Source organism: Macrococcus equi, assembly GCF_047426745.1.
GTDB classification, from domain to species: Bacteria; Bacillota; Bacilli; order Staphylococcales; family Staphylococcaceae; genus Macrococcoides; species Macrococcoides equi.
Genome location: NZ_CP179732.1, coordinates 1,308,621 through 1,320,518, shown reverse-complemented (window position 1 = coordinate 1,320,518; position 11,898 = coordinate 1,308,621). Strand labels below are relative to the sequence as shown.

Genomic DNA, 11,898 nt, shown 5'->3' with positions numbered 1-11,898 from the left:
TAACGCACTTGCCGTAATCGGCAAGTGCATTTATTATGTAATCTGAATAAGTCCATTATGCACCGAAAAATATGTGCCAAGCTTCGATGTTCCTTTCAAACCTTCAAAGATAAATCGCCCGGCACTCGTTATCATTTGTTGTGATTCAAGTGAAGACAATACAAAGGTACGATGCGCTTTAATATCTGTTGCGCGATGCAACCTTCTCATGATTTGTTCAAAACTCCTCGCATCCCCTAATGCAACAAAGCCATCCGGAACGTGTCGGTCAATACGATTAACATATTTATTAAATGACGATGAAGCGGGATTCCAGCTTACGATTGCAAGTACTGTCCCCCCTATGCCTTCAAATCCACCGTATTGTTCCCACAATATTTTAAACTGATATGCTTTATTTAAATCTGCATTATTTCTGCTACACCCTATCACAATATCATGAATCACAGGTCGTTCTTTTCTCATCAACTGAATAAGTTGCATTATTTCCTGTTCAGAACTTTCGACCTCATTATTCAATAACTCGTTTGATAAAGACTGTAATGGACTCAATTGAACACCCCTATATTTAAAATATGGTCAAAAAGAAAAGACTCTAAAAAAAGAGTCTTAGACAGTTTCAGATTCAATTTTAGCAACGATTTCTTTTGTACGACGCTCAATATCTTCAAAATCTTTCTTAAAGCTGATTACAAATAATGCCGCACCAGCCGTCACAATCACAGATAACACTAAAAACGTTACAAACATTGCTTTGAATAATGATTTAATCAATTCCATCAATTTTCACTCCTTAAGACATTCTTTATAAACTTATTTTAACACACGAAGAATTTTGAATGAAATATTTAACATTATTATTATTTCAAGTTTATGATATAGTATTAAAAAACACTAGAATAGGATGATAAAAATGGCACACGTACATCTTTTAGCTGCCTGGCAAAATAATGATATTGAAAAAATTAGCCAAATCATTGATAGAAATATTGAAACGCATATTATTTCTTCTGATGGTATATATCAGAAAATAAACTATGATGAATTAAATGCAGGTATCAAAAAATATCTTGAAGAGACTGAGCGTCATGAGCTGGAGTGGCAGTTTGATGTGATGCATAAAACTGAACGCGGTACAGCAAATATCGTTGTGATTAAAATCTCCAGAGGCGATACTCTCTTCAACGTGTCAGAACGCGCCGCATTATGTGTATTCACATTTGATAATGTTGAAAAAAATCAGCGTAAAATGATTCGAGCTTATATTGAAAAAGGTGTTGCTAACAATTAGCCTCACCTTTTTATTTAACACAATAAAAAATGTTACTTTTGTTAAAAGTCTTATTTTATTTGAAGTTTTAATAAATTTTATTACCAGGTTACCAATGTTATTCCATATTATGTTTTTCTCTTCTCTTTGTTAACTTTTTGTGAGTTTAAAATTTACGGTATATACGAGTGTTTTGAAATTTTAAATCGCTATAATTAATCTCGTATTCAAAAAAAAAATTTAAGGAGAGAACAACATGAACAAAAAGTTTATTTTACCAGTAGCCGTTTTATCAACTTCACTTATTGCAGGACTTGGCCATGACGTCACTTATGCAAAAACTGAGACATCAAAGCAACTGAGCCACATCCAAAAAGTACAATCAAAAATTGATGCTAAAAACTTTTTAAAATCTCTGCCTGGCAATAAAAATGCTAAAAAATTCTATAAACAATACGAAATTACTAAAGTTGAAAAAGATGATCAAGGCTTTACGCATTATACATTAAAACCACATAACAATGGTAAAAAGGCTTTAAACAAAGAGATTAAAATTCATGTTAACGAGAAAAATGAAGTCGTTCACGTCAATGGTGAATTAGATCAAAAGGCAGTTACTCCATCTAACGCACAAAAGTTATCTAAAGATCAGGCAATCGATCTTGCATTTAAAGCTGCAGGAGTTGATCAATCAAAAGTAAAAAATATCGATAATCGCAGTGTGGTAAAAAAAGCAGATGTTGTGATTAATGCAGACAAAAATAAATTTGTTTATGATGTTCAGTTAATTTATGTCTCACCTAAATCTGCAAACTGGCATATTCAAATTGATGCTGAAACTGGAGAGGTCATCAAGAAACAAAATATGTTATTTGATGCAACGACTACTGGTTATGGATATGGTGTTGATAATCGCCTGAAACCTTTAAATCTATATCAGGAAGGTAGTTATTATTACTTAGCCGACATGACGCATACAGGAAATATCGAAACTTATGATGCATTCAATACTCAAACAAACATCGACATCGTAAAGGATACTGATCGTAACTTCACTTCATCTCGCCAAAAAGCTGCTGTAGATGCGCATTATTACGGGGATATCGTTTATGACTACTTTAAAAATACACATAATCGCGACTCATATGATGGTAAAGGGGCACCCATCTATTCGGTAGTCCACTACGGCAATAATTATAATAACGCACAGTGGAATGGGGAAGCAATGTTATATGGTGATGGAGATGGCGTGACATTCACTTCACTTTCAGGTGCTAATGATATTATTGCACATGAATTAACACATGCTGTAACAGAACATACAGCAGGATTAATCTACGAACATCAACCAGGTGCAGTCAATGAATCAATGTCAGATGTATTCGGATACTTTGTCGATCCAGATTTCCTAATGGGAGAAGATGTATATACGCCAGGAAGACCAGGTGATGCACTCCGTAGCTTCCAGCAACCAGAATTATATGACCAACCATCACATATGGATGACTATCAGTACTTACCAAATACAGAGAATGGTGACTGGGGCGGCGTTCATATTAATTCAGGAATCCCAAATAAAGCATTCTATAATACAGTTACTAAAATCGGTAAATCTAAGTCTGAACAAATATATTACCGTGCATTATCATACTATTTAACATCAACATCAGACTTTAAAGATACAAAGGAAGCACTCATTCAATCTGCACAGGATTTATATGGTCAGTCTGAAGCAGATACCATTAAAGCAGCGTGGGATGCCGTGGGCGTATATTAAAATATATAACAAACACCCGGCTTCTATTTAGAAGCCGGGTGTTTTCTCTATATTCATCTGAAAAAAACACTTTAGTCGTGATCCTTTTCTCCTTATACTATGTTTCACATCACAAATTTACTCAGTATGACTCTGATTATAGATTGTGCTAATATGAAAAAAGCCATTGGAATGATTAAATACAATTCTTTTGAGAGATTGATAGCACTAAATAACGTTATCGCGTAAAGTATTGACCACACTATAAATAAACCGAATATTGTCCAGTTCATACTTTCCAGCAATATCTTTTTATCTCTTTCATCATCTTTTTCGCCACCAGGCTCAATGGCATGGATTAAATAACTCAAACCTACTGCTAAAGGTATTAAACCCACATCTAATTTAAATCCAGAACTCATATTTCCCAAAAGTACCATACCCGAAATAAGCAGACCACAAAACAACAATTCTTCGCGACTTAAATTACGTTTAGAAAACATATTCACCCCTCCTAATACTTTCTCCATAACATAAAGTTACTCACTGAAAATGATAAAAACATTATCGCAAGTAATATAACGATTGCACTTTGCGCATTCAAATGTATTAAGTTAAAGGTATATAACGTAAAGAAAATCATCCCGGTAACTAACGTTACTAAATATGAAGTCTTAAATGCACGATTGTTCAGAATCGTCACACGTTCATCAACGATTTCATCTCGATTTTGAATACCCATAAGTATCAAATGTATCCCAAGCACTAACTGCATTGCATAAAGTTCCGGCTTTTCAAAAATAACTACCATTAAAAAGATAGACATTACCATCAGTCCAGCGCCCAGAAAATAAAGTATTGGTCGATTGCCTTCTAAATGATTAAACATAATATCCCTCCTATTTGTAATCACTTTCTTCTAACATAAATATATCTTCAACATTTACCTTAAATACTTCTGCAATTATCATCCCTAGGGGTAACGACGGATTATACTTACCTTTTTCAATCGAAATAATTGTTTGTCTTGATACTTTCAAATGTTTAGCCAATGTTTCCTGTGAGTAACCATGTAATCTGCGGTATTCTGCTAATTTATTTTTCATACACTCACCTCTTCAAGTTCATTATAAAGTAAAGCAACCTTTACGTAAAGGTTGCTTTACATCAACAAAAATTTTATTCTCTGTTATACTTTCACTATAGAAGGAGGTTTAGCCATGCAACAAGTTAAAAGCGTGATTACAGAATTTAGAGGTAGCCACTTCGATTTTGGTATAGAACAAGGTAAGTGGCTCAAAACAACATTAATGATGGAGAATCGTGAACGTGAGTGGCGTCTGCGTCGTCCACGTTTTGATATAGATATTCAGGAGACAAAAGCTGCTTTTAAACGTTTTGCTCCTGGGATTTGGGAAGAGTTACTTGGTCTACAGGCAAGTCTTAAGATGGATATGACCCAAATCCTGCTTAATTTTGGTCATTACAGAGTCTATGCTAAACCAAGCGGATGCAGTGTATTCACTACGCAAGATTATTTACTGAGAAACTATGATTATCATCCCGCAACTTATGACGGTCGCTTTACATTCTTTCAGCCTACTGATACAGGCTTTGCCACGATGGCACCTGTTTCCCGTATCACCGGGCGCATGGACGGTATGAATGAACACGGGTTATCGATGGGTTATAACTTTATGCACCGTAAAGTACCAGGTGACGGTTTTGTCTGTTATATGATCGGCAGAATGATTTTAGAATGCTGTAAATCAGTTGATGATGCGGTCCAGTTTCTAAAAGAAATACCTCATCGCTCAAGCTTCAGCTATATATTATTAGATAAATCAGGAACTACCCAAATCGTTGAAGCAACACCTCGTGATATTGTCGTCAGGGAGCACCATTACTGCACTAATCACTTTGAAGTACTCACCCATGAGAACCGACGTGTATTAAGTGATTCAGAAATGCGTATGACAAATTTAAAAGCCCAGACTTCAAAAGATATGGAGGCAAGTCAGGCATTTAAAATCATGAATAATCCTGATGCCGGCGTATTTAGTAATATGTATTCCAGCTGGAGCGGTACAATCCATACAAGTTGTTATTTCACAAAAGATCTTACCGTCCAGTTTGCTTTAGGAGGTAACAATCCACCTGTCACACTTAATTTCCAGGACTGGCTGGACGGCAAGCCTCTCCCAACACAGCAATTTACCGGTCAGATTGATAGCGATATCACCTTCGCCAGTGAATAAAAAAACTTGAATCCCAAATTAAGGGATTCAAGTTTATTCAAATGAAGAAATAATTTTAAATGGATTATTCTCATATAGATCAAACATCTGCGCTTTTTTCTGTAAAGCTTTTAAGATGCGGACTTCTGATATTTTACGTGTGACCAGTTCTGTAATATTATCTTCATTAATGGCATAGAAACCAACATCAATCGTTTCATCATCACCATTTTGTATCGTTCCGCCAATAACCTCTCCAAGAAAAGTAAAATTCACTACACCACTTGTCTTATTATGGGAACTATACAGTAATCCTTTTATCGCAACATCTAAACCGGTCTCTTCTTTAACCTCTCGGATTGCTCCATTTATCATATCTTCGTCTTTATCCAGTCTGCCACCTGGTAATTCTAAAGTATCACTACGATGTAGACTACGCACCAGTAAGACTTCACCTTGTTCATTTTGTACCAGAACGTTCGTAGAGACAATATGTAAATCCATTTTATAGTCACCGGTAGGTGTAATAATCATATCTTTTTTTGAAATAATCCATTTATCATTCGCTAATTTATCAGGTAATGAATTTTGATAATGCTTTGTCTGTTTGCGAAGTTCAAAGAAATCTCTGTAATGCTGCTCATCCAGGTAGCCCCAAATTTCTGTGATAACCGTCTTATCCTCATTCACCCATCGTCCGACTAAAGTAACACCCAGCTGCAAATAATTATTCAGAACATGTTTATGGAAATAACGGTTTGTAGATTCATAACCATCGGGAATAATCTTTATTTCTGTTTTTACTTCAAACACCCATAACACACCCTTTACTTTCACTTATGTTCATTATACTTGATTTATTATGATTTTTCATTTACCACAACTATTTGACGCACTAAAGAACAAAATCCAAATTTTATCTTTCTCATCAAAAAAAATTTATAATAAATATAAGCAAGATTAGATTAAAAAGTAATATAAAAAGGAGTATCGATATGAAGACATTATTAAACTCACCCTTTCAATTAAAGGGACTATCACTTAAAAATAGAATCGTCATGCCACCGATGTGTCAATATTCCGTAGAAAAAGAAGACGGTACACCAACAGATTGGCATTATATTCACTATGCTTCTCGTGCTGTAGGACAAACGGGATTAATTATAGTAGAAATGACAAACGTAGAACCTGAAGGACGTATTACAAAAAACTGTCTCGGTTTATGGAATGACGCACAAATTCCTGCGTTTAAACGTATCGTAGATGGTATTCATGCAAATGGAGCGAAAGCAGCGATACAAATTGCACATGCCGGACGTAAAGCACGTGACGTAGAAACACCGGTTTCTTCATCCACGACACCTGTAGAAGAACCGACAGATTTCGGTCCTATTCGTTATCCACGAGAACTTTCAAACTCAGAAGTAAAAGCAATGGTTAATAAGTATAAAGAAAGTGTTCGTCGTGCTGTTGAAACTGGATTTGATGCGATTGAATTACATGGTGCGCATGGCTATTTAATTCATCAGTTCCATTCACCAAGTATCAATAAACGTACCGACGAATACGGTCAGGACTTATCATTATTTGGCGTTGAAGTGATTAAAGCAGCGAAGTCTGTTATGCCTGAAGAAATGCCGTTAATCTTTAGAATATCTGCCTGTGAATATATGGATGGAGGTTACGATGTTGAACATGCATTAGCAATCTCTGAGCAATATTTAGCAGCAGGTGTAGATATGTTCCATATTTCAACAGGTGGCGAAGCGCCGGCAGGTAATGATAAACCAGGTAATTATCCAGGATACCAAGTACCTTTCGCAAAACGCTTTAAAGAGAAATTCGATGTACCTGTTATCGCAGTTGGTATATTAGATAATCCAGAAACAGCTGAAATGACGTTACGCAATGAAGACGCAGATTTAGTGGCAGTTGGTCGAGGAATGCTCAATGATCCTTACTGGGCGATCCATGCTGTTAAAGCGTTACGCGATGATATTACAGTACCGAAACAATATGAACGAGGGATACGATAATGTATGAGCATATATTATTTGATTTAGATGGTACATTAACTGATCCCCATTTAGGGATTACAAACAGCATTATCTATTCACTGAATAAAATGGGTATTGATGCACCAGATAATGATGCTTTGACACCATTTATCGGACCACCATTACAGGAAAGCTATGAAGTATATTATAACTTATCTGGTGATAACAACCTGGAAGCCGTAAGATTGTACCGTGAATACTTCAGCGATAAAGGTATGTATGAAAATGAAGTATATCCTGGTATTGAGTTATTGTTACAAGCATTAAAGTCTATGGATAAGAAATTATACGTGGCAACTAGTAAACCGACACATTTTGCACGACCGATATTGGAACATTTCAATCTTGACCATTATTTTGAATCAATTACCGGAAGTGAATTAGATGGAACACGTACTGATAAAGCTGAGATTATTCAACACGTACTTGAAACACATAACTTAGATAAATCAACTTGTATCATGATTGGTGACCGTAAACATGATATTATCGGTGCACAGAAAAATAACATTGATTCAATCGGTGTGTTGTATGGATATGGAAGCGCAGATGAAATAAAGCAAGTGAGCCCAACTTATACAATCGCCACAGTAGATTATTTACTGGAAGGAATATTAAATAAGGAAAATTAAATAATTACACCTTAAGTGAGCAATAATTAACAAGCGAGTGATCATTAAATTCACGCTTTAATTTTTTATTTTAATTTCGAAATTTTCTGATATAATTGATGTAATTTTATTGAAAGTGGTGATTGTATGTTACAACTTAAGAAACCAGCCCGTCTAAACCAAGGTGATACAATTGCACTCGTTTCATCTTCTTCTGGTTTAGCGGGAGAACCTACGATGAAACATCGTACCGATGTCGGAATTAAACGATTACGTGAGATGGGGTATAAAGTTAAAGTTATGCCCAATGCACTAAAAGGAATCGCATTTAATTATAATAATCCAAAAGTACGTGCAGAAGAATTAATGGCAGCATTTCGTGATCCAGAAGTGAAAGCTATCATTTCTACTTTAGGTGGTGACGATAGTGTGCGTTTACTGCCCTATTTAGACTTTGATGTTATTCGTCTAAATCCAAAAATATTTATGGGCTATTCAGATTCAACTTTTACACATTTTGTTTGTATGAAAGCAGGTATATCAAGCTTTTATGGTATGTCATTATTAACTGACTTTGCTGAGAATAACGCATTTCCTGATTATTCATTAACACATTTCAATAAAACTTTGACTCAAAATAAAGTAATCGGTGATATCTCAACATCTGAATTTGTATTCAAACATGGCTTAAGATGGGATAAAGAAAATGAACATATTGACCGTGAGAAAATTGATAATACCGGATACGATGTTGTAAATGGAAAAGGACAGTCAAGTGGTCCGCTAATTGGCGGTTGTTTAGAACTTATGATTTCACTGCGTGGCACAGAAGTCTATCCAGCCGATAAAGATTTTGAAGGTGCTATTTTATTTTTAGAGACATCTGAAGTAATCGCACCAGCATGGTTAATTGAAGACTTTATGCGTAGTTTAGGTGCGTTAGGTACACTAGACAGCATAAATGGCATCATATTTGGGCGCCCACAAAATGGTCATTTATATCAGGTATATAAAGAAATCGTTCAAAAGATCATGAAAGAATGGGGGCATGAGGATAAACCGGTATTATTCAATGGTTCATTTGGCCACAATGAACCGAAATGTATCTTACCTTATGGTCGCAATGCTGTTATTGATGCTGATTTAGCAACATTTAAAATTACTGAAAGTGCTGTAGAATAAAAATGAGTGGTCGGAATATTTCTTATTCCGACCACTCGCACTTATCTATAACAATCTTATATCACCCAGTTTCCATCTCTAAACACAGGTTCTACAGTACCATCTTCTTTAATACCATCAATTGATAAATCACGACTACCCATCATGAAATCCACATGAATCAATGACTGATTCAATCCTTTATCCATTAATTCGTCCTTAGATAATGATTTCCCGTCTTGTATTGCATTCGGGAATGAACGCCCTAAAGCAACGTGACATGAAGCATTCTCATCATACAAAGTATTGTAATAAAGAATGCCTGAGTTTGAAATTGGTGAGTCATCTGGCACGAGGGCAATTTCACCAAGTCTACGTGCACCTTCATCATTATTTAACATATTCTCAAGTACGTCATATCCAACACCTGCTTCAAAATCCGTCACCACACCATCTTTAAATGTTAATTTAAAGTCATCGATGATTGCACCTTGATAAGCTAATGGTCTCGTATTACCAATTACGCCATTGACACGACGATAATCCGGTGATGTGAATACTTCTTCAGTAGGCATGTTCACTTGAATCTCTATCCCATCAGCATTGACTGTACTAGCACCTAACCATACATGTCCTTTTGTCAGCCCGATTTCTACATCTGTTGTTGCTGATCTATAATGTAACTTATCATATGCCTTATCGTTTAACTGGCGTGCCTTACTATTGATATTCTCATTATGAAGTTTCCACGCAGCAATTGGATCGTCCTGATCAACACGTATTGCTTTTATCATAGCTTCCAGTAATTTTAATTTAGCTGCCTCACCTTTAAGTTCAGGGAATACGAGCTCTCCCCATGCTTCATTTGGGAAAGCAACGATACACCACGAGAAGTCATAGCGGCCTACTGCGCGCGCAAAATCTTTATTTGCTTCTCCTAATGCTTTAGCCTGTGCAGCAATTTTCTTTGGATCTGCATCCTTTAGTAATTCCGGTGTCTGTGAGTATACACGTAAGTGTGCAACTTTATTTGTAACAAAGTCATTAATTTCATCAACTTTATATTGCGGGATAGTCTCAAACACTTCAAGTGGTGCATGGTCAAATGTCATCTGTGTTGAAGGACCATCTGTTAATTTTTGAATTACTTCTTTAGCGCCTCTTTCATAGGCTGCTTTTGTTACTTCACGTACAAAATCGATAGCATCAATATCTGCGTTAATCACAACAGTCTGTCCTGCTTGTACATTTAGTCCGACTGCAACTACAGTTTGAGCATATTTTTTTACGATTGCTTCATAATTCATATTTCGACCTCCAATATCATAAATTAATATTATTATATCGGAAACCGAAATAAATTGAAATATAAATTAATTAACGTAGTGTAATAATTACAAGACAACAAAAAAAGAGACACGTGAATTGTCTCTTAATCCTCAAATAATTCGATTTTCTGTACTTTATCTTTTTTAAACATAAATTTCATACCGATATGATGTTCTTTATCTTTAAAGTGAAATTGTGTTTGTTTTTTCGGAAGTATCGACTTCTTATAAGTATCTCCGTATGCATCAATGACTTCTTGTTTAGAACTACCAATCGTTATATCACGACTTGTTGCGATATCCTTATCCTTAAATAAAGTTACCGCTGTAATACGGTCATGCTTATTTTCTTTACGTACAATTAATCCATCATTCTTTTTCGAACGGTAAAACGTCTTACCTTCAAGTTGTATTAATGGGTCCACAACGAATACTTTATCTTTATTTTTAAACGTTTGTTTCACACCGACATTACCTATATGTTCGTCACTTAAATCATTATCAGGTGTTGTACAATAATTGTAAAGCCACATTCCTATACAGAGACATAAAACAACCGTTAAAATTACTGTAAGATATTTTTTCATGATTCACACACTTTCATTATTTGTCACAATAAATATACCATAAAATAACAAGTCAAAAAACAAAAAAAGCGGGTAGTCAGACTACCCTTAGAGAAGACTTACATGTATGAAAAATTATTAGCTGAATAAAGCTTATCATATCGGTATATCCATAACATCCGTATATACCGTAATTTTTTTGAACATATGTTCAAAGTTTAGATGAACATATATTTTTTGTTTGATTATTCTGAAATTGTTATAATGATTGTATATATTATTTAGGAAATATATATTTAATATAGTATAGAAAGTATAAATTATATAGCTATTAATCATACAATATACACAGGAGGCCCACATGACTACTTTAATCGATTATTTTGAACAAGGTTTAACACTTGAACAGTATATCAATCAAATGAAAGTCAACAAAGCTGAAATGCATAAAATTTATGAGACATTTGAATTGCCTGAAGATACACGTCTCGATACTGTTAAAGCAAAAAATTTAAAAGCGATTGTCATCACTGAGGACTGGTGTGGTGATGCAATGATGAATCTTCCTGTATTAATGAAGATTGCTGAAGCTACAGCAATGCCAATCAGCATCGCATTACGTGATGATAATCCAGAACTAATGGATCAGTATTTAACGAACGGTGCGCGTTCTATTCCCGTCTTTATCTTTTTAGATGACAATGACACAGAATACACTCGCTGGGGGCCACGTGCTGAGAAAGTTCAGGATTATGTGACAGATATCAGAAAAGACCTACCTGCTAAAGATGCATCTGACTTCGATGCAAAACAAAAGGAAGTACATCACAAAATTCATGAAAAATATAAAAATACGCCTGAATTCTGGAATGAAGTATACGAATCAATTATGAGACAACTGACGCACTAGTC

At 35.2% G+C, this 11,898-nt stretch carries 15 protein-coding genes; 7 read left to right on the top strand and 8 right to left on the bottom strand.

The genetic code is table 11. The features are described 5' to 3' along the window. Nucleotides 1–33: 33 nt before the first annotated feature. Nucleotides 34–552: a hypothetical protein gene (locus ACMGE6_RS06840; RefSeq protein ID WP_414053243.1), complete on the bottom strand. Its 519-nt coding sequence runs from the start codon at nt 550–552 to the stop codon at nt 34–36. 57 nt (nt 553–609) lie between these two features. Beyond that, nucleotides 610–780 (bottom strand): hypothetical protein, encoded by a 171-nt coding sequence (locus tag ACMGE6_RS06835; RefSeq protein ID WP_414045776.1) that lies wholly within the window; start codon nt 778–780, stop codon nt 610–612. 133 nt (nt 781–913) lie between these two features. Between ACMGE6_RS06835 and ACMGE6_RS06830 the strand changes: the two genes are divergently transcribed. Continuing rightward, nucleotides 914–1,291 carry a hypothetical protein gene (locus ACMGE6_RS06830; RefSeq protein WP_414053242.1) on the top strand — a complete coding sequence of 126 codons (378 nt, stop codon included), beginning with the start codon at nt 914–916 and terminating at the stop codon, nt 1,289–1,291. Between the two features lie 235 nt (nt 1,292–1,526). Beyond that, complete coding sequence (locus ACMGE6_RS06825; protein WP_414053241.1) at nt 1,527–3,047, top strand: M4 family metallopeptidase; 1,521 nt, start codon at nt 1,527–1,529, stop codon at nt 3,045–3,047. Nucleotides 3,048–3,151: 104 nt separating this feature from the next. Here ACMGE6_RS06825 and ACMGE6_RS06820 read toward each other — a convergent pair whose 3' ends face one another. Genes ACMGE6_RS06820 through ACMGE6_RS06810 form a run of 3 tightly spaced genes read right to left on the bottom strand, consistent with a single transcriptional unit; the run spans nt 3,152 to nt 4,132 of the window. Next, entirely contained in the window at nt 3,152–3,529 is a 378-nt protein-coding gene (locus ACMGE6_RS06820) for a hypothetical protein (protein WP_414053240.1), read from the bottom strand. Between the two features lie 11 nt (nt 3,530–3,540). After that, nucleotides 3,541–3,915: a hypothetical protein gene (locus ACMGE6_RS06815; protein WP_414053239.1), complete on the bottom strand. Its 375-nt coding sequence runs from the start codon at nt 3,913–3,915 to the stop codon at nt 3,541–3,543. 10 nt (nt 3,916–3,925) lie between these two features. Further along, nucleotides 3,926–4,132: a helix-turn-helix transcriptional regulator gene (locus ACMGE6_RS06810; RefSeq protein WP_414053238.1), complete on the bottom strand. Its 207-nt coding sequence runs from the start codon at nt 4,130–4,132 to the stop codon at nt 3,926–3,928. Nucleotides 4,133–4,246: 114 nt separating this feature from the next. On the opposite strand from ACMGE6_RS06810, the gene ACMGE6_RS06805 reads away from it, so the two are divergent. Then, on the top strand, nt 4,247–5,284 hold the full coding sequence (locus ACMGE6_RS06805; protein WP_414053237.1) for a C45 family autoproteolytic acyltransferase/hydolase: 1,038 nt from the start codon (nt 4,247–4,249) through the stop codon (nt 5,282–5,284). 33 nt (nt 5,285–5,317) lie between these two features. Here the strand turns inward: ACMGE6_RS06805 and ACMGE6_RS06800 are convergent, their stop codons facing one another. Continuing rightward, nucleotides 5,318–6,076, bottom strand: coding sequence for an NUDIX hydrolase (locus tag ACMGE6_RS06800; RefSeq protein ID WP_414047147.1), 759 nt, complete (start codon nt 6,074–6,076; stop codon nt 5,318–5,320). Nucleotides 6,077–6,258: 182 nt separating this feature from the next. Here ACMGE6_RS06800 and ACMGE6_RS06795 point away from each other — a divergent pair, with 182 nt between their 5' ends. From ACMGE6_RS06795 to ACMGE6_RS06785, 3 genes are all read left to right on the top strand, one after another. Beyond that, nucleotides 6,259–7,299, top strand: a complete 1,041-nt coding sequence (locus tag ACMGE6_RS06795; RefSeq protein ID WP_414053236.1) for an NADH:flavin oxidoreductase/NADH oxidase — start codon at nt 6,259–6,261, stop codon at nt 7,297–7,299. Then, a complete protein-coding gene (locus ACMGE6_RS06790) occupies nt 7,299–7,952 on the top strand; it encodes an HAD family hydrolase (RefSeq protein WP_414053235.1) in 654 nt (217 codons plus the stop codon). Before ACMGE6_RS06795 ends, ACMGE6_RS06790 begins: the two co-directional genes overlap by 1 nt. Before the next feature lie 126 nt (nt 7,953–8,078). Then, entirely contained in the window at nt 8,079–9,113 is a 1,035-nt protein-coding gene (locus tag ACMGE6_RS06785; protein WP_414053234.1) for a S66 family peptidase, read from the top strand. 56 nt (nt 9,114–9,169) lie between these two features. Here the strand turns inward: ACMGE6_RS06785 and ACMGE6_RS06780 are convergent, their stop codons facing one another. Together ACMGE6_RS06780 and ACMGE6_RS06775 are read right to left on the bottom strand one after the other, a co-directional pair. After that, entirely contained in the window at nt 9,170–10,399 is a 1,230-nt protein-coding gene (locus ACMGE6_RS06780) for an aminopeptidase (RefSeq protein WP_414053233.1), read from the bottom strand. 125 nt (nt 10,400–10,524) lie between these two features. Beyond that, on the bottom strand, nt 10,525–11,007 hold the full coding sequence (locus tag ACMGE6_RS06775) for a hypothetical protein (protein WP_414045765.1): 483 nt from the start codon (nt 11,005–11,007) through the stop codon (nt 10,525–10,527). Between the two features lie 340 nt (nt 11,008–11,347). Here ACMGE6_RS06775 and ACMGE6_RS06770 point away from each other — a divergent pair, with 340 nt between their 5' ends. Then, nucleotides 11,348–11,896: a thioredoxin family protein gene (locus ACMGE6_RS06770; protein ID WP_414045764.1), complete on the top strand. Its 549-nt coding sequence runs from the start codon at nt 11,348–11,350 to the stop codon at nt 11,894–11,896. The last annotated feature ends 2 nt before the right edge of the window (nt 11,897–11,898 follow it).